A 17,559-nucleotide genomic window follows, 5' to 3' on the forward strand; every position below is an offset into this window, starting at 1 on the left:
TCCGTGCGGCTGGTTCTGTGCGCGGTCGGCCAGAAGATGCCGGCCTGGGCTGACGCGGCCTATGAGGACTTCGCCAAGCGCTTTCCGCCGGAAATGCGCCTGGAACTCAAGGCGGTGAAGGCCGAGCCCCGCACCACCGGCAAGAGCACCGAGCAGTTGATGGCCGCCGAGGCCCAGCGGCTCGAGGCGGCTTGCCCGAAGGGTGCGCGGCGGGTCGTGCTGGACGAGCGCGGCGATCGGGTCACCTCCAAGCAGTTGGCGCAGCGGATGGAGACCTGGCGCGGCGACGGCCGCGATGTGGCGATCTTCATCGGCGGCCCCGATGGCCTGGACGACAGCCTCAAGTCGCGTGCCGACGAGAAGCTGCGCCTGTCCGACCTCACGCTGCCGCATGCCTTCGTGCGGGTGCTGCTGGCGGAGGGTCTCTATCGGGCCTGGTCGGTGATGGAAGGTCATCCGTATCACCGCGAATGAGGCGGCTGCGCGCGGGGGGCGGCCATGGGTCGAGCCCGCGTCTGCATCTGCATCTGCATCTGTACCCGCACCTCTGCTGGCGGTCATCGGCAGGTCGTCCCTCCCGGCGTCGTTGGTTGGACGACCTCTCTGATCAATCCGTCGGCGGATCCCCTGACTGCTTGCCACGTCCCGAGCCATGAATCGTTTCATCTACCTCGCCTCCCAGAGTCCGCGCCGTCGCCAGTTGCTGGAGCAGCTCGGCATTCGGCATGAGCTGCTGCTGCCGGGGCCGGAAGAAGACGCGGAGGCCTTGGAAGCGGTGTATCCCGGCGAATCGCCGGACGACTATGTGAGCCGCGTCACCCGCGCCAAGCTGGATGCCGCTCTGCCGCGGGTCGCGCGCCGCGGCCTGCCGATGGCGCCGGTGCTGTGTTCCGACACGACCGTGGCCCTGGGTGGGGAGATCTTCGGCAAGCCCGACGATGCAGCCCATGCGCTGGCGATGCTGCGCCGGCTCAGCGGACGCGAGCACCGGGTGCTCACCGCCTTGGCGCTGGGGCTGCCCGAGGGTCGGGTGCTCAGCGCGGTGAATGTCTCGCAGGTGCGCTTTGACGAGGTGCCCGAGTCCCGCCTGCAGGCTTATGTCGACTCTGGCGAGCCGATGGGAAAAGCCGGGGCCTATGCCATACAAAGCCAGGCGGCCGCCTGGATCGCCCACATCGCTGGCAGTTATTCGGGCATCATGGGCCTGCCGTTGCATGAGACCGCCCAACTGCTGCGGCAGGCCGGCTTCGAGGTGTGATGATCAAGACCCGACGCACTTGAGCGTTGCCGTCAGCCCCGAGGCTGACGGGAGCGCTGGAGCACAAGAACATGGAAGACATCCTGATCAACTGGTCACCGCAGGAAACGCGGGTGGCCGTGGTCGAGAACGGAGCGTTGCAGGAGCTGCACATCGAGCGGACGCTCGAACGGGGCCTGGTCGGCAACGTCTATCTGGGCCGGGTGGCGCGGGTGTTGCCCGGCATGCAGTCCGCCTTCATCGACATCGGCCTGGAGCGGGCCGCCTTCCTGCATGTGGCCGACCTGCACCTGAACGGCGTCTCGCCGCGAAGCCATCATGCCGACGGCGCCCATGCGATCCCGATCGAGCGCCAGGTCTACGAGGGCCAGGCCTTGACGGTCCAGGTGATCAAGGACCCGATCGGCACCAAGGGCGCCCGGCTGTCGACGCAGATTTCGATTGCCGGCCGGCTGCTGGTCCATCTGCCGCAGGACAACCACATCGGCATCTCGCAGAAGATCGGCTCGCCCGAAGCGCGCGATGCGCTGCGCGGTCGCATGCAGAGCCTGGTCACCGCCGGCGTGACCGACGGCAACACCGGTGGCTTCATCCTGCGCACCAATGCGGAGGAAGCCAGCGATGACGAGCTCGGCGCCGACATCGCCTACCTGCGCAAGACCTGGACCTCCATCCGCGAGAAGAGCCTGCGCCTGCCGCCGGGCAGCCTGCTGTTCCAGGACCTGAGCCTGGTGGAGCGGGTGCTGCGCGACCTGGCCAGCGAGCGCACCAACTCGATCCGGATCGACTCCAAGCTGCAGTACGAGGTGCTGCGCGGCTTCGGCGAGACCTACATGCCGGCGGCGACTGCCAAGCTGGATCTCTATCGGGGCGAGCGGCCGATCTTCGACCTGCACAACATCGATGCGGAAGTCGCCCGGGCGCTGGCCCGACGGGTGGACCTGAAATCCGGCGGTTATCTGATCATCGACCAGACCGAGGCGATGACCACGGTCGACGTCAACACCGGTGGCTTCGTCGGCGCGCGCAACTTCGACGACACCATCTTCAAGACCAACCTGGAGGCGGCCGGCGCCATTGCACGGCAGCTGCGGCTGCGCAACCTGGGCGGGATCATCATCGTCGACTTCATCGACATGACCCGCGAGGAGCACAAGACCGCAGTGCTGCAGGAGTTCCGCAAGCAGCTCAGCCGCGACCGGACCAAGGTCACCATCGGCGGGTTCACCCAACTGGGCCTGGTCGAGCTGACGCGCAAGCGCACGCGCGAGTCTCTTTCCCGCATGCTGTGCGAGCCGTGCCCGACCTGCGAGGCCCGGGGTCAGGTCAAGACCGCCCGCAGCATCTGCTATGAAATCATGCGCGAGATCCTGCGGGAGTCTCGGCAGTTCAATCCGCGCGAGTTCCGCGTGGTGGCGGCCGCCAATGTGGTCGAGATGCTGCTGGACGAGGAGAGCCAGCATCTGGCCGGCCTGTCCGACTTCATCGGCAAGCCGATCTCGCTCACTGCCGAGCCGGCGAATCAGACCGAGCATTACGACATCGTGCTGATGTAGCGGTGCGTTGCTGCGCGTCGCACCCGTAACGGCGCGCCGCTGCGCGTCGGACCCTGCGTGGTGGGCGGTGGTCGGTCGAACCCTGAAGCGGTCGCGCGGCACTTCCCGCGTTCCCTCCACCCAAATGAGTGGGTGGCCTGGGCAGGGCGATTGCCGATCCAGGATTTCCATCACTTCGCCCGCAGTCGTGGCGGCATCGGAAAATCGATGAACGCCGCGAAGTTTTCGTAGCGCCTTGTAACTCGACCGGTCCCCAACCGAAGTTCGGCGCTCGGGCACAATGCGGGCCTCCATTCGTTGCGAAAGTCATGAGCACCAAGACGACTGCTTTGCCTCTGACGCGCCGGGCCCTGCTGGGCGGCGCAGCCGCCGGTCTCGCATTGCCGGCCTGGTCGCAGTTCCGTGTGGAGATCGCCGGTGTCGGCGCCACACGCCTGCCGATCTCGATCAGCGACTTCCGGGATGAGCCGGCCACCGGCCAGCCGCTGGCGGCCATCATCCGCGCCGACCTGGAGCGCAGCGGGCAATTCAGCCTGGTGCCCGGCCAGTCCGGCCTGTCGGAAACCTCCACACCGGCCTTCGCCGAATGGCGCTCCCGCGCTGCGGATGCGCTGGTGGCGGGCTCGGCCACCCGGCTGGCCGATGGTCGGTTCGATGTGCGCTACCGGCTGTGGGATGTGGTGAAGGGGCAGGACATCGGCAGCGAAAGCCTGCCGGTCGTCGCCGCCGACCTGCGTCTGGCGGCCCACAAGATCGCGGATGCGATCTATCAGAAGCTCACCGGCGACCGCGGTGTCTTCGCCACCCGCCTGGTCTATGTGAACAAGGCCGGCCCGCGCTACAGCCTGCGGGTGTCCGATGCGGACGGTGAAGGCGAGCAGACCGTGCTGGCCAGCCCGGAGCCGATCATCTCGCCCGCCTGGTCGCCCGATGGCAACGAACTGGCGTATGTCTCCTTCGAAACCCGCAAGGCGGTGGTCTGGATCCAGGATCTGCGCACCGGCAAGCGTCGCAAGGTGGCGGACTTCCGTGGCAGCAACAGCGCCCCGGCGTTCTCGCCCAACGGCCAGCAACTGGCGGTCACTCTGTCGCGCGACGGCGGCTCCCAGCTGTTCATGATGAACCGTGACGGCAGCGGCGTGCGGCGCCTGACCCAGAGCTCGGCGATCGACACCGAGCCGGTGTTCGCGCCGGACGGTGCGTCGCTCTACTTCGTCAGCGACCGCGGCGGTGCGCCGCAGATCTACAAGATGCCGGTGGCTGGCGGCGGTGCGGAGCGCATCACCTTCAGCGGCAACTACAACATCAGCCCTTCGATCAGTCCGGATGGCCGCACCATGGCCTACATCACCCGGGTCGGCGGCGGCAGCTTCAAGCTGTGCGTGATGGACCTGGGCAGCGGCCAGGTGCAGCAAGTCACCGACACCAATGACGACGAGAGCCCGAGCTTCGCGCCCAACGGCAAGCTGATCGTCTTCGCTACCCGCTCCGGTGGTCGCGACGTGTTGATGACCAGCACCCTGGACGGCAAGGTCAAGGCCAAGCTGGCCACCCCGACCGTGGCTGACATCCGCGAACCCGCATGGGGCCCGTTCAGTCAATAATCCCTCCCGGCCGTCCGACCCTGCCTCCAGGCACGCGGTTTGCTCACCTTGCCGTCGCGTCCGGCTTCGCCCTGTGCGAGCCGCGTACGCGATCAAGAGGGTTGAGTGCTGAAGGCGATGTTTGCCTATCGCGGTCGTGCTGGCGATTGCTACACAATCCTCGTTTTCTTCCTCCCCGGCGAACAGCCGTAACTCCGCCTGCCCTTTGATCGATAGGAGCGTATGCAAATGAAACTCGAAAAACTGATGCTGAGTCTGGTGGCCGTGGCGGCCCTGGCGGCTTGCAGCTCGACCAAGCTGGATGAGCCGGCGCCGGTGGAAACCAAGCCGGCCACCCCGGTCGTGCAACCGCAGCAACCCCAGACCAACACCACCGGCGAGCGTCCGGTCACGACCGTGGACCTGGGCGCCCAGTACGACGCTGCCGTGTCCAACCAGCGCGTGGTGTACTTCGACTTCGACAGCTTCGTGGTCAAGGACGACTACCGCAGCCTGATCGAAAACCACTCGAAGCGTCTGAACAACAAGAAGTCGCTGGTGCTGAGCCTGGAAGGTCACACCGACGAGCGCGGTGGCCGTGAGTACAACCTGGCCCTGGGCCAAAAGCGTGCGGAAGCCGTGGCCAAGTCGCTGACCCTGCTGGGCGTGGCGACCAACCAGGTCGAGCCGGTGAGCTTCGGCAAGGAGCGTCCGGCTGACAATGGCCACAACGAAGACGCATGGGCGAAGAACCGCCGCGTCGAACTGCGGGACAAGTGAGATGAGCATGCTGCGCTTCCCCCGACTGTCCGCACTGGCCCTGGCCTCGGTGCTCGCGATGGGCATGAGCTCGCCCGCGCGCGCCGCGTTGTTCGAGGATGACGAGGCCCGCAAGGCCATCCTGGACCTGCGTGCGAAACAAACCCAGAACGAGGAAGCGCAGCGTGCGCGCATCGAGCAGCTGCAGAGCCAGCTCGCCACCGCACAGCGTGGCCTGCTGGATCTGTCCGGCCAGATCGAGGCGCTTCGCAGTGAAATCGCCAAACTGCGCGGCCAGAACGAGCAGCTCGCCCGTGACCTGTCGGAAACCCAGCGCAAGGTGTCGGACCAGTCCGCCACGCTGGACTCGCGACTGCGTCCGCTGGAGCCGCAGAAGGTCGCGCTGGATGGCAAGGAATTCCAGGTCGATCCGGAAGAGAAGCGGCAGTTCGATGCCGCGATGGGCTTGATCCGCAACGGCGACTTCAATGAAGCCGTCTCGGCCTACACCGCCTTCCTGCAACGCTTCCCCGCCAGCGGTTATGCCGATTCGGTCCGCTTCTGGCTGGGCAATGCGCAGTATGGCAAGCGGGACTACAAGGCTGCGATCGCGACCTTCAAAGGCTTCGTGGCGTCCAATCCCGAGCATCCTCGGGCGGCGGAAAGCCTGCTGGCGATCGCCAACTGCCAGATCGAGCTGAAGGACACCAAGACCGCCCGGCGCACGCTGGACGATCTGATCAAGGCGTATCCGAACAGTGAAGCGGCCAAGGCCGCCAAGGAGCGCGCAGCCACGCTGCGTTGAGCTCCGCGAGGACGGCGAGGTCCCGGGTCAAACACCGGATCTCGCTGCTGATGCTGTAGCGTCGATGTTCAAGCCCCGCGGGTGGATCGCGGGGCTTTGTCGCTTTTGATGACCATGATGGACGACACCCTTCAGGCCGATGCCGAACGACGTTTCGGCGGACTGCGCCGACTTCACGGCGAGCGCGACTATGCGCGGTTGCGCGCCGGACGCTTCGCGGTGGTGGGGCTGGGTGGTGTCGGATCCTGGGTGGTCGAAGCCCTGGCGCGCATGGGCGTGGCGCGGCTGGTGCTGATCGACCTGGATCATGTGGCGGAGTCCAACATCAACCGTCAGGTCCAGGCGCTTGGCAGCACCGTGGGCATGGCCAAGGCCGAGGCATTGAAGCAGCGGGTGCTGGACATCCACCCCGGCTGCGAGGTGGTCACCATCGAAGAGTTCGTGGATGACAAGAACTGGCCCTCGCTGCTGGGCGACGTGGAAGTCGACGGCATCGTTGACGCGTGTGACCAGGTGCGGGCGAAGGCGCAGATCGCCGCCTGGGCGCGGTCGTTGATGTTGCCGCAGGTGTGCGTGGGCGCGGCCGGCGCCAAGCACAAGCCGCAGTTGGTGGAAGTGCTGGACCTGTCGGCCACCACCCATGACCCATTGCTGGCCAGTCTGCGGCAGCGCCTGCGCAAGGAACACGGCGCACCGCGGCAGGGCTCGATGGCGGTGAGCTGCGTGTTCTCCCGCGAGCCGGTGGGGCGTCCGCCCGAGTCCTGCGACCTGGATGGCAGCCTGAATTGCCATGGGTATGGCTCGAGCGTGGCGGTCACCGCCGGCTTCGGCATGGTGGCTGCTGCGGAACTGATTGCACAATATCTGAAGGTGCTTGCGCACAAGCAAAAAACCGTCCTATAATCTGTGGCTCTGCTGAGGGGCAAATACCTCAAAGAGATACAAGCAGATCAGTTGATGATCACAGGGCTTGGGGGTTGTTAGCTCAGTCGGTAGAGCAGCGGACTTTTAATCCGTTGGTCGCAGGTTCGAATCCTGCACAACCCACCACTGACTTGGCATTGATCATTCACATCATTGATGTTGAATGGTTGGTGATTGAGTTTGTGAGGGTCGACTGGATGTTTGTTTGATTGAATGATTCACGGGGGCTCTTAGCTCAGTTGGTAGAGCAGCGGACTCTTAATCCGTTGGTCGAGTGTTCGAGTCACTCAGGGCCCACCAACCTTTCTTTCCGCGGCATCGGAAAGATCGTAGAAAGATCAAAAGATCTTGGGCGGCGGCGAATCACTTCGGTGGCAAGCCATTTGGCGTCTGATGCAATGAAGCTTTGAAAAGCTTCGCGACAGTGTCTCGGCACTGTGAATGAATACGGGCTCTTAGCTCAGTTGGTAGAGCAGCGGACTCTTAATCCGTTGGTCGAGTGTTCGAGTCACTCAGGGCCCACCAACTTTGGATCATGCGACTTGGGTCGCAGTGAATCCGGCAGACAAGGCCGCAGCGAACGCTGCGGCCTTTTTGCTTTTGCGCCCAGCCTGTGCCCTCAGCTTGTCCACTCAGCATGAGGGCACGCTTGCGGGTCGGGCGTTCAACAGCGCCTTGTTGTCGATCGTCGTGAGACGGGCGTCAGCGGAGAGGTGAGTCCAGCCTCGTGATGTCGCAAAGCAATTCGGTGGCGACGATGCTCTGTGCCATCGGCGCAGTGCGCTGGAGTTGCCGCGTCAGCCTGGCCCGGTCGGTGCCTCGCAGCTTGACCATGGCGGTGTCTCCTCGCTCGGCCCAGCCGAGCAGGGCGAGCAGAAGCCGCGAACGTCGCCAGCCGCTGTGATTGAGCAGGAAATAGGCAGAGTCTTCCGCGGGCAGCAAGGTCATGTCGAAGGGCCCGTCTCGGAGCAGTACCACGCGTGCCGCCGCGTGCATGACCAGATAGATTGGGTTGTCGAGGTGCTCCAGGATGAGGGCTTGATGCGGCCCCAGTCCGGCCAGATAGACGACTTCGCCCAGGCGCATGGCATGCGACAACTCTGCCTTCCAGGCCAGTACGAAGGGATCTCCCGGTGGCGCGGCGAAGCACCAGTTCTCCAGGAACGGCAGTCCGCCCTTGAGGCGCGGTGCCGAGCGCTGCAGGTGAAAGCCTGCGAATCCACCATGATGCCGGTCCACCAGCGCCGGCAGCCAGTCAGGTGGACGCGTCAGGAGGATGCTGGCATCCATCCATATCCCGCCATGCTGCCCCACCAGCGCGACGCGCAGCCAGTCGGACTGCCGATAGGGCGGCCATCGATCGAAGCCCTCAGGCAGTTGCTCTTCGGGAATGAAACGCGTCAGCGTGTCTCGACTCAATAAGTGAATCACATGATCTGGTGCGTGCCGCTGCCAACTGCGGAAGCAGCCTCGCACGATGGGCGGCAACTCAGTGTCGTGCCAGTAGCTCCAGATGATGGCTGGCACGCGGGTCGTGGGTGCGGTGGGAGCGACGACGTCGCTGGTCGGGTGTCGGCGGGTGTGGATGATCGGGTGCGTCGTGGGACGCGCTCGGAGCAACAGGTGCCGAATCCAGTCGCGGAATGGGCGCATCAGCCAGAGCTGGAAGTGGATGATCGACGTTCGCATGCCCGGCAGTATTCGGGCCGGTCCATGAGGACGCCATGGCTTGCAAGGGTGAAGCGCTCTGGGTGGCCCATCTCAATGAGTGAGGTGGATCAGTCATTGCCGCCATTGCCGCCATTGCCTTCGGGATGGCCGATCCTGCAGTGGCGCCCCAATGGCTGCGGCAGAGCGTGGTTGTCGCCTCCGTGTGGCAGGGGATTGGGTCGCTGGGCTAGACTGCCGTCCACTGCGATCGCACGCCGACCGCTCCGATTTCTTTGCCGCCCGCAAGGCGCTCCGTTCCATGTCCCAGATCCAAGAAGCCACGCTGCTGCAGGCCCTGCAGCAGGTTGTCGACATCAACACCGGCCGCGACCTCGTCTCGACGAAGCAGTTGCGCAACCTGCGTGTGCAGGGCGATTCGGTGAGCTTCGATGTGGAGCTGGGCTATCCCGCCGCCAGCCAGATCGATGGCTTGCGCGCGGCCCTGGTGACCGCGGCCCGCACGGTAACTGGCGTGGGCAATGTCAGCGTCAGCATCACCAGCAAGATCGTCGCCCATGCGGTGCAGCGCGGTGTGCAACTGTTGCCCGGCGTGAAGAACATCGTGGCGGTGGCGTCCGGCAAGGGCGGCGTGGGCAAGAGCACCACCGCGGCGAACCTGGCGCTCGCCCTGGCGGCCGAGGGTGCGCAGGTGGGCTTGCTGGATGCGGACATCTACGGCCCCAGCCTGCCGCTGATGCTGGGCATCCAGGGTCGGCCCGAGAGCACCGATGGCCAGACGATGGAACCGCTGGTCTCGCACGGTCTGCAACTGATGTCGATTGGCTTCCTGGTCGAGGATGACCAGGCCATGGTGTGGCGCGGCCCGATGGCCACCCAGGCCCTCGAGCAACTGCTGCGCCAGACGCGCTGGAAGGACCTCGACTATCTGGTCATCGACATGCCGCCCGGCACCGGCGACATCCAGTTGACCCTGTCGCAGCGGGTGCCCGTCAGCGGCGCGGTGATCGTCACGACGCCGCAGGACATCGCCCTGATCGATGCGAAGAAGGGCCTGAAGATGTTCGAGAAGGTGGGCGTGCCGATCCTGGGCGTGGTCGAGAACATGGCCATCCACATCTGCAGCCAGTGCGGCCATGCCGAGCACATCTTCGGCAGCGGCGGCGGTCAGCGCATGGCGGATCAATACGGGCAGGAGATGCTCGGTTCGCTGCCCTTGGCGCTCTCGATCCGGGAGCAGGCCGACAGCGGTCGCCCCACGGTCGTTGCCGATCCGGACGGACCGCACGCCCAGGCCTACAAGGCCATCGCGCGCAAGATCGCGGTGAAGCTCGCCGGTCAGGCGAAGGACTATTCGTCCAAGTTCCCGACCATCACCATCTCCAAGACCACCTGATCATCCGGCCCCCCCTGAGTCGGTGGGGTGGGACGATGGGCCGCGTGATCCCCAGCGCGTCAGAGGCGGGTCATCATTGGGATTCGCGTCGGTTCCGGGTCTCGCGGCCCGACGCCGATCGCGGGTGCCGATGGTGCGCCTCGGGTGGCGCTGTCATGTGCGCATGCCCGACGGTGAAGTGCAAAACGCGGTGCGTCAAGGTTGAAGCAAAAGTCGCTGCACTGCACAACGGCTGTCAGGTGTGAAGTACTGTGCGTCCTGTGGTCCGGGCTCGCCTTTCGAGGTCTCCGTTCATTGGACAAAGCACGGGCTTTATGACGAAATAGCGGGGCGGGCCGCGTGCCGGCCGCGAATTACCCTGGGCGACACACGATCACGACGTCGGCCCCGGGCAGGAGGCACAGCCAACATGGACATGAACCGGAGACATTTCTTCCGGGTGAGCGGGGCGGCCGTCATGGGCTCCAGCCTCGTGGCGTTGGGATTTTCCCCAACCGCCGCACTGGCGGAAACCCGCCAATTCAAGCTCGCTCGGGCGACCGAAACCCGCAACACCTGCCCGTATTGCTCGGTGGGTTGCGGACTGATCATGTATTCGCTGGGTGACAAGGCCAAGAACGTCACCAGCGAGATCATCCACATCGAGGGCGATCCGGACCATCCGGTCAACCGCGGCACCCTGTGCCCCAAGGGCGCGGGCCTGCTGGACTTCGTCCACAGCCCCAACCGCCTGAAGTACCCGCAGATCCGCGAACCCGGCGCCACCGAATGGAAGCGCGTCAGCTGGGACGAGGCGATGAATCGCCTGGTCAAGCTGATGAAAGCTGACCGCGACGCCAACTTCATCGCCACCAACGGCGACGGCAAGACCGTCAACCGTTGGCTCTCGACCGGCATGCTCTGCGCCTCCGCATCCTCCAACGAATCCGGCTACATCACCCACAAGGCGATGCGGTCGATGGGGATGCTGGCGTTCGACAACCAAGCCCGCGTTTGACACGGACCGACGGTGGCCAGTCTGGCCCCGACGTTCGGACGCGGCGCGATGACCAACCATTGGGTGGACATCAAGAACGCCGATCTGGTGCTGATCATGGGCGGCAATGCCGCCGAGGCACACCCCTGCGGTTTCAAGTGGGTGATCGAGGCCAAGCATCACAACAAGGCCCGGCTGATCGTGGTCGACCCGCGCTTCACGCGCTCGGCCGCGATGAGCGACTACTACGCGCCGATCCGCGCGGGGTCTGACATCGCCTTCCTGGGCGGGGTGATCAATTACCTGCTCAGCCACGACAAGATCCAGCACGAGTACGTCAAGCACTACACCAACGCCACCTTCATCGTGGGTGAGGCCTACAAGTTCGAGGACGGTCTGTTCTCGGGCTATGACGCGGCCAAGCGCAGCTACAACAATGCCTCCTGGGGCTATGAGCTGGACGAGAAGGGCTTCGCCAAGGTCGATCCGACGATGCAGCACCCGCGCTCGGTGCTGCAGCTCATGAAGGCGCATTACGCGCGCTACACGCCGGAGATGGTCAGCCGGATCACCGGCACGCCGCAGGACAAGTTCCTGAAGGTGTGCGAGTCCATTGCCGAGACCTCGGCGCCGGGCAAGGTGATGACCATCATGTATGCGCTGGGCTGGACCCAACACAGCCAGGGCTCGCAGATCATCCGCACGGGTGCGCTGATGCAGCTGCTGCTGGGCAACATCGGTCTGCCCGGTGGCGGCATGAACGCCTTGCGCGGCCACAGCAACATCCAGGGCCTGACCGACCTGGGCCTGCTCTCGACCTCCCTGACCGGCTACATGAGCCTGGCCCGGGAAAGCGAGCAGGACCTGGAGACGTACTTCAAGACCCGTGCGATCAAGCCGCTGCGTCCCAACCAGATGAGCTTCTGGCAGAACTATCCCAAGTTCTTCGTCAGCCAGCAAAAGGCGTGGTGGGGCAAGGCTGCGACCAAGGAAAACGACTGGGCCTATCACTACCTGCCCAAGTACGACAAGGGTTACGACGTCCTGCAGACCTTCGAGCTGATGCACCAGGGCAAGGTGAACGGCTACATCTGCCAGGGCTTCAACCCGGTGGGCTCGTTCCCCAACAAGAAGAAGATCGTCGAGAGCCTGTCCAAGCTCAAGTTCCTGGCCATCATCGATCCGCTGAACACCGAGACGGCGGAGTTCTGGAAGAACTACGGCGAGCACAACGATGTGAAGTCGGAGGACATCCAGACCACCGTCTTCCGCTTCCCGAGCACCTGCTTCGCGGAAGAGGACGGTTCGCTGACCAACTCCGGCCGTTGGCTGCAGTGGCACTGGAAGGGCGCCGAGCCCCCGGGCGAGGCCAAGGGCGATGCGGAAATCATCGCCGAGCTCTTCCTGCGCATGCGGGCGCTCTACCAGAAGGACGGTGGTGCCTTCCCGGATCCGATCGTCAACCTGAGCTGGCCGTACAAGATTCCGAACAGTCCCTCGGCCGAGGAACTGGCGATGGAATTCAACGGCAAGGCGCTGGCCGATGTGACGGATCCGAAGGATCCGACCAAGGTCCTGGCCAAGGCGGGCGAGCAGCTCGCCGGCTTCGGCCTGCTGCGCGATGACGGCTCCACCTCGAGCGGTTGCTGGATCTATGCCGGCGCCTGGACTCAGGCCGGCAACCAGATGGCCCGTCGCGACAACAGCGATCCGTGGGGCATCGGCCAGACGCTGGGCTGGGCCTGGGCCTGGCCGGCGAACCGGCGTGTGCTCTACAACGCGGCTTCCTGCGATCCGAGCGGCAAGCCGTGGAACGGCAAGCGCCGGCTCATCAGCTGGACGGGTGAGAAATGGGGCGGCTCCGACATTCCGGATATCCGTCCGGATGCCAATCCGAACGACCCGGATGCGGTGCGTCCGTTCATCATGACCGCCGAGGGCGTGGCCCGTCTGTTCGCGCCCACCGGCATGGTGGACGGTCCGCTGCCCGAGCATTACGAGCCGTTCGAATCGCCGCTGGAGAACAACCCGCTGCATCCGAACAATCCGAAGGCCATGAACAACCCGGTGGGCCGGGTGTTCAAGGGCGACTTCGAACAGTTCGGCAAGCCGGACAAGTTCCCCTATGTCGCCACCAGCTACCGGTTGACCGAGCACTTCCACTACTGGACGAAGAACGTGCTCACCAACGCCATCATCCAGCCGCAGCAGTTTGTGGAGATCGGCGAGGAACTTGCGAAGGAGAAGGGGATCGCCAACGGCGACCAGGTCAAGGTCAGTTCCAAACGCGGCTTCATCAAGACCGTGGCGGTGGTGACCAAGCGGGTCGCGTCGCTGGACGTGGGCGGCAAGCGGGTGCATACCGTCGGCTTGCCGAATCATTGGGGCTTTGTCGGTGTGGCCAAGCCCGGCTATCTGGTCAACACGCTCACGCCGTTCGTCGGCGACGCGAACACCCAGACGCCGGAATTCAAGAGCTTCACCGTCAACATCGAGAAGGCCTGAGCCATGTCTTCATTGCAATCCCTCGACATTGCCAAGCGTTCCGCCACGACCACGCCCAGCCCCGACGCCCGCCGGCATACCGTCGAAGTCGCCAAGCTGATCGACGTCTCCTCCTGCATTGGCTGCAAGGCCTGTCAGGTGGCCTGCATGCAGTGGAACGACCTGCGCGATGAGGTCGGCGAGAACCACGGCACCTACGACAACCCGCGCGACCTGACGCCCCAGTCCTGGACGGTCATGCGCTTTTCCGAAGTGGAGGTCGTCGAGAACAAGCTCGAATGGCTGATCCGCAAGGATGGCTGCATGCACTGCGAGGATCCGGGCTGTCTGAAGAGCTGTCCGTCGCCCGGCGCCATCGTCAAGTACCAGAACGGCATCGTCGACTTCATCTCCGAGCACTGCGTCGGCTGCGGCAACTGCGTCACCGGCTGTCCGTTCGATGTCCCGCGCATTTCCAAGGCCGACAACAAGGCCTACAAGTGCAGTCTGTGTTCGGACCGCGTCGGCGTCGGCCTGGAGCCGGCCTGCGTCAAGGCCTGCCCGACCGGTGCGATCCGCTTCGGTTCCAAGGAGGACATGCATGAGTTCGCGGCCGAACGGATCGTCGACCTCAAGGAGCGCGGCTATGACAACGCTGGTGTCTACGACCCGCAAGGCGTCGGCGGCACCCACGTCATGTATGTGCTGCAGCATGCCGATCAGCCGGAGCTCTATCACGGCCTGAAGAAGGATCCGAAGATCAGCCCGCTGGTCTCGCTGTGGAAGGGCGCGGCCAAGCCGCTCGCGGTGGCCGCCATGGTGGGCGCCGCGGTGGCAGGCTTCTTCCACTACATGAAGGTCGGCCCGCTGACCTCCGGCCATGACGAGCCGGACGACGAGGAGGAACTCGCCGACGAGCGCGCCCGCCAGGCGGGTCGCGACGGCGTGGCACCGACCCGCTCGCCCCACTCACCGCCGGACGGCGGCCTCTGACACCGGGAGATCATCATGGCCATGCTGCAACGCTATCGCGACAGCCAGCGGATCAACCACTGGATCGTGGTGCTGCTGTTCTTCTGTGCCGGGCTCTCGGGCCTGGCGTTCTTCCATCCCAGCCTGTTCTTCCTGTCCAGCCTGTTCGGCGGCGGCCCGTGGACCCGCATCCTCCATCCCTACATGGGACTGGGGATGGTGCTGGCCTTCGTGTTCCTGGCGTTGAAGATGTGGCGGGACAACCTCTGGACCCCAGTCGACACCGAATGGATCCGGCAAAGCACCGAGCTGATCGCCGGCACCGACAAAACCGCCTCCCACCAAGCCTACAAATACAACGGCGGGCAAAAGGTGGTGTTCTGGGTCATGGTGGTGTCGCTGCTGGTGTTGCTCGTCACCGGTTTCATGTTCTGGCACGCCTGGTTCCCTGAAGGCAACATCCTGATGCGTCGCATCGCGGTGGTGCTGCACTCGGCCTCGGCGGCGATGCTGATCTTGACGATCATCATCCATGTCTACGCGGCCATCTGGGTGAAGGGCTCGATGCGGGCCATGACGCGTGGTACGGTCACGGAAACCTGGGCCGCGCACCACCATCCGCTGTGGCACAAGGAAATGAAGGAGCGTCCGCGCGCATGACCGCCAGCAGCACCATTCGCTTGATGACCCCGGAGGAGATCGCGGTGGGCGCTGGCGCGCGCGCCGCGCCCCTGCGCCTGCCCGAACCCGGCCTCTTCGCCGAGCGCGCCCTGCGCCTGCGTCACCTGGCCGAGGGCCATGCGATGCGGGATTACCTGCTCTTCGCGGCCGAACTCGCCCAGCGTCAGCACGAGCAGCTCAAGCAGCCGCGCACCCTGGTGCTGCCCAACGAGCTGGCCGTGGGCGAGGCCGCCGCTGGCGGCCTCGCGCCACTGGACGCCCTGCGCCATGCGCGTGACCCGGTCTGGCGCGAGGAATTGCGCGAGCTGGTCCAGGCCATGGCGCAGGCGCCGCTTCCCGAGCCGGCCCGCTTGCTGGTCCAGTCCCTGGCCACGGCGGACGACGACTTCCTGGAGCAGCAGGCGCAGGCACTGCTGGCCGGCGGCGCTCCGGCGCTCGATCCCGCCACTGCGCCGCTGATCGGCGCCGCGCTGCAATTGCACTGGGTGCGCCTGGTCCAGCAACTGCAGGCCCGCTACGAGCGCAGCGACAAGACCGAATCGCTCCCGCCCTTCAGCTACATCGACGACCCCACGGTCTGCCCCTGCTGCGGATCGCGCCCGGTGGCGTCGATGACCCGGATCTCCGGCGAGACTTCGGGCCAGCGCTTCCTCGCCTGCTCGCTGTGCGGCACGCAATGGCATTACGTGCGCATCAAGTGCACCCACTGCCAGGGCACCAAGGGCATCAGCTTCCAGCAACTGGTCGACGAGGACGGCAAGAAGGCCGAAGCGGTGCAGGCCGAATGCTGCGAGACCTGCGGCCACTATCTGAAGCAGGTCCACATGGAAAAAGACCTGCAGGTCGAGCCGCTGGCCGATGACCTCGCCACGCTGACGCTGGACCTGCTGGTCGGCGAGCTGGGCCTGGTGCGGCAGGGCTTCAATCCGCTGCTGATCCTGGGCGAGCCCGATGTCGGCCACGACAGTGCGCCGGCGCTGGACCCGCCACCCGATCCCGGAGGCCACTGAGCATGAAGCCCGAGGCATCCATGGTTCATGGTCCGACGGCAGGCTCCCCGGTTCCACCCTCCGCGGCGCCCAAGGATCTTCCCTCCGTCGATCGACTGCTGCGCGATGTCGCCATCGCGCCGCTCGTGGCTGCGCACGGCCATCATTTCGTCGCCGTGCAGGCCCGCCGGCTGCTCGACAACTGGCGCCGGCTCGCGCTGGACGGTGCGCTGCCCGCCGCGCGGCTGGCCCGCCTGCCGCAGGCACTCGAAAGCCAGTGCGCCGCGCGCCTGGCGCCGCGCATGCGCCGGGTGCTCAACCTCACCGGTACCGTGCTGCACACCAACCTCGGACGCGCGGTGCTGGCCGACGAGGCGGTGCAGCAGGTGCTGGCCTGCATGGGCTCGCCGAACAACCTGGAGTTCGACCTCGCACTCGGTGCCCGCGGTGACCGCGACAGCCTGGTCGAGGACCTGCTGTGCGAGATCACCGGCGCCGAAGCGGCGACGGTGGTCAACAACAATGCGGCGGCGGTGCTGCTGGGCATTGCGGCCTTGGCAGGCGGGCGCGAGGCGATCGTCTCGCGCGGTGAGCTGGTGGAGATCGGCGGCGCCTTCCGCATGCCGGATGTGATGGCGGCGGCCGGCGCCACGCTGGTCGAGGTGGGCACCACCAACCGCACCCATGCGCGCGACTATGAAGCCGCGATCACGCCCCGCACCGCCTTGCTGATGAAGGTCCACACCAGCAACTACGCGATTCAAGGCTTCACCGCCTCGGTGAGCGAGGCCGAACTGGCGCCCATCGCGCACGCCCGCGGCCTGCCGCTGCTGACCGACCTGGGCAGCGGCTCGCTGGTCGATCTGGCGCAGTGGGGGCTGCCGGCCGAGCCCTTGCCGCAGCAGATGCTGGCCGATGGCTGCGATGTGGTGACCTTCAGCGGCGACAAGCTGCTGGGCGGGCCGCAGGCGGGCTTGATCGTCGGCCGTCGCGAATACATCCAGCGCATCCGCAAGTTTCCGATGAAGCGGGCCCTGCGTCTGTCCAAGTTGCCGCTGGCGGCGCTGGAGGCGACGCTGCGGCTCTATCTGCAACCGGATCGACTCACCCGCGACCTGCCCACGCTGCGCCTGCTGACCCGCCCGGTGGCCGACATCGAAGCGCAGGCGGCGCGCCTGCTCGCGCCGCTGCAATCGGCCCTGGCGCCGCGCTATGCGGTGCGGGTGGCGGCGATGCGCGGTCAGATCGGCTCCGGCTCGCTGCCGGTGGAGACGCTGCCGTCGGCCGGACTGGCGATCGCGCCGCAACTGCCCGGCAAGCGTGGCATGGGCCGGGCGCTCGAGGAATTGATGACGGCGCTGCGCGACCTGCCGCTGCCGGTGGTGGCGCGAGTGCAGGCCGACGAACTCTGGCTGGACCTCCGCTGCCTGGACGTGTCCGGCGCCGAGGCCGAGTTGCTGGCGCAGCTGCCGCAGCTGAAGGCGGCGCTGTCGTGAACGGACGGGCGA

14 protein-coding genes and 3 tRNA genes are annotated in these 17,559 nt (G+C 65.7%); 16 read left to right on the plus strand and 1 reads right to left on the minus strand.

Translation table 11 applies throughout. The features are described 5' to 3' along the window. Nucleotides 1-3 precede the first annotated feature (3 nt). From rlmH to N4261_RS08455, 10 genes are all read left to right on the plus strand, one after another. Nucleotides 4-474, plus strand: coding sequence for a 23S rRNA (pseudouridine(1915)-N(3))-methyltransferase RlmH (gene rlmH, locus N4261_RS08410; RefSeq protein ID WP_261759711.1), 471 nt, complete (start codon nt 4-6; stop codon nt 472-474). Between the two features lie 178 nt (nt 475-652). Further along, nucleotides 653-1,258 carry a Maf family protein gene (locus N4261_RS08415; protein ID WP_261759712.1) on the plus strand — a complete coding sequence of 202 codons (606 nt, stop codon included), beginning with the start codon at nt 653-655 and terminating at the stop codon, nt 1,256-1,258. Between the two features lie 71 nt (nt 1,259-1,329). Next, on the plus strand, nt 1,330-2,814 hold the full coding sequence (gene rng / locus N4261_RS08420) for a ribonuclease G (RefSeq protein ID WP_261759713.1): 1,485 nt from the start codon (nt 1,330-1,332) through the stop codon (nt 2,812-2,814). A 308-nt stretch (nt 2,815-3,122) separates the two neighbouring features. Beyond that, a complete protein-coding gene (tolB, locus tag N4261_RS08425) occupies nt 3,123-4,418 on the plus strand; it encodes a Tol-Pal system beta propeller repeat protein TolB (RefSeq protein WP_261759714.1) in 1,296 nt (431 codons plus the stop codon). Between the two features lie 228 nt (nt 4,419-4,646). Further along, complete coding sequence (pal, locus tag N4261_RS08430) at nt 4,647-5,177, plus strand: peptidoglycan-associated lipoprotein Pal (protein ID WP_261759715.1); 531 nt, start codon at nt 4,647-4,649, stop codon at nt 5,175-5,177. Between the two features lies 1 nt (nt 5,178). Continuing rightward, complete coding sequence (ybgF, locus tag N4261_RS08435; protein ID WP_261759716.1) at nt 5,179-5,961, plus strand: tol-pal system protein YbgF; 783 nt, start codon at nt 5,179-5,181, stop codon at nt 5,959-5,961. Nucleotides 5,962-6,069: 108 nt separating this feature from the next. Next, nucleotides 6,070-6,864, plus strand: coding sequence for a tRNA threonylcarbamoyladenosine dehydratase (locus N4261_RS08440; protein WP_261760655.1), 795 nt, complete (start codon nt 6,070-6,072; stop codon nt 6,862-6,864). Nucleotides 6,865-6,935: 71 nt separating this feature from the next. Next, a tRNA-Lys gene (locus N4261_RS08445) sits at nt 6,936-7,011 on the plus strand. A gap of 98 nt (nt 7,012-7,109) precedes the next feature. Continuing rightward, a tRNA-Lys gene (locus N4261_RS08450) sits at nt 7,110-7,185 on the plus strand. Nucleotides 7,186-7,334: 149 nt separating this feature from the next. Continuing rightward, nucleotides 7,335-7,410, plus strand: a tRNA-Lys gene (locus N4261_RS08455). Between the two features lie 177 nt (nt 7,411-7,587). Here the strand turns inward: N4261_RS08455 and N4261_RS08460 are convergent. Beyond that, entirely contained in the window at nt 7,588-8,574 is a 987-nt protein-coding gene (locus N4261_RS08460) for a glycosyltransferase family 32 protein (RefSeq protein ID WP_261759717.1), read from the minus strand. Nucleotides 8,575-8,854: 280 nt separating this feature from the next. Here N4261_RS08460 and apbC point away from each other — a divergent pair, with 280 nt between their 5' ends. From apbC to selA, 6 genes are all read left to right on the plus strand, one after another. Beyond that, nucleotides 8,855-9,949 (plus strand): iron-sulfur cluster carrier protein ApbC, encoded by a 1,095-nt coding sequence (gene apbC / locus N4261_RS08465; RefSeq protein ID WP_261759718.1) that lies wholly within the window; start codon nt 8,855-8,857, stop codon nt 9,947-9,949. 409 nt (nt 9,950-10,358) lie between these two features. Further along, entirely contained in the window at nt 10,359-13,430 is a 3,072-nt protein-coding gene (fdnG, locus tag N4261_RS08470) for a formate dehydrogenase-N subunit alpha (protein ID WP_261759719.1), read from the plus strand. A 3-nt stretch (nt 13,431-13,433) separates the two neighbouring features. Next, nucleotides 13,434-14,402: a formate dehydrogenase subunit beta gene (gene fdxH / locus N4261_RS08475; RefSeq protein WP_261759720.1), complete on the plus strand. Its 969-nt coding sequence runs from the start codon at nt 13,434-13,436 to the stop codon at nt 14,400-14,402. 15 nt (nt 14,403-14,417) lie between these two features. Continuing rightward, the gene (locus N4261_RS08480; protein ID WP_261759721.1) at nt 14,418-15,041 is read left to right on the plus strand and encodes a formate dehydrogenase subunit gamma; all 624 of its coding nucleotides are present in this window, start codon (nt 14,418-14,420) and stop codon (nt 15,039-15,041) included. Continuing rightward, nucleotides 15,038-16,072, plus strand: a complete 1,035-nt coding sequence (gene fdhE / locus N4261_RS08485; protein ID WP_261759722.1) for a formate dehydrogenase accessory protein FdhE — start codon at nt 15,038-15,040, stop codon at nt 16,070-16,072. Before N4261_RS08480 ends, fdhE begins: the two co-directional genes overlap by 4 nt. Before the next feature lie 20 nt (nt 16,073-16,092). After that, entirely contained in the window at nt 16,093-17,547 is a 1,455-nt protein-coding gene (selA, locus tag N4261_RS08490) for an L-seryl-tRNA(Sec) selenium transferase (protein WP_261759723.1), read from the plus strand. Nucleotides 17,548-17,559: the final 12 nt, after the last annotated feature.

This window comes from Roseateles amylovorans (assembly GCF_025398155.2).
Taxonomy (GTDB): Bacteria; Pseudomonadota; Gammaproteobacteria; order Burkholderiales; family Burkholderiaceae_C; genus Roseateles; species Roseateles amylovorans.

Coding starts and splice junctions, on each gene's coding strand:
- N4261_RS08415 (WP_261759712.1), top strand. CDS start 653: ATGAATCGTTTCATCTACCTCGCCTCCCAGAGTCCGCGCCGTCGCCAG.
- rng (WP_261759713.1), top strand. CDS start 1,330: ATGGAAGACATCCTGATCAACTGGTCACCGCAGGAAACGCGGGTGGCC.
- tolB (WP_261759714.1), top strand. CDS start 3,123: ATGAGCACCAAGACGACTGCTTTGCCTCTGACGCGCCGGGCCCTGCTG.
- pal (WP_261759715.1), top strand. CDS start 4,647: ATGAAACTCGAAAAACTGATGCTGAGTCTGGTGGCCGTGGCGGCCCTG.
- ybgF (WP_261759716.1), top strand. CDS start 5,179: ATGAGCATGCTGCGCTTCCCCCGACTGTCCGCACTGGCCCTGGCCTCG.
- N4261_RS08440 (WP_261760655.1), top strand. CDS start 6,070: ATGACCATGATGGACGACACCCTTCAGGCCGATGCCGAACGACGTTTC.
- N4261_RS08460 (WP_261759717.1), bottom strand. CDS start 8,574: ATGCGAACGTCGATCATCCACTTCCAGCTCTGGCTGATGCGCCCATTC.
- apbC (WP_261759718.1), top strand. CDS start 8,855: ATGTCCCAGATCCAAGAAGCCACGCTGCTGCAGGCCCTGCAGCAGGTT.
- fdxH (WP_261759720.1), top strand. CDS start 13,434: ATGTCTTCATTGCAATCCCTCGACATTGCCAAGCGTTCCGCCACGACC.
- N4261_RS08480 (WP_261759721.1), top strand. CDS start 14,418: ATGGCCATGCTGCAACGCTATCGCGACAGCCAGCGGATCAACCACTGG.
- fdhE (WP_261759722.1), top strand. CDS start 15,038: ATGACCGCCAGCAGCACCATTCGCTTGATGACCCCGGAGGAGATCGCG.
- selA (WP_261759723.1), top strand. CDS start 16,093: ATGGTTCATGGTCCGACGGCAGGCTCCCCGGTTCCACCCTCCGCGGCG.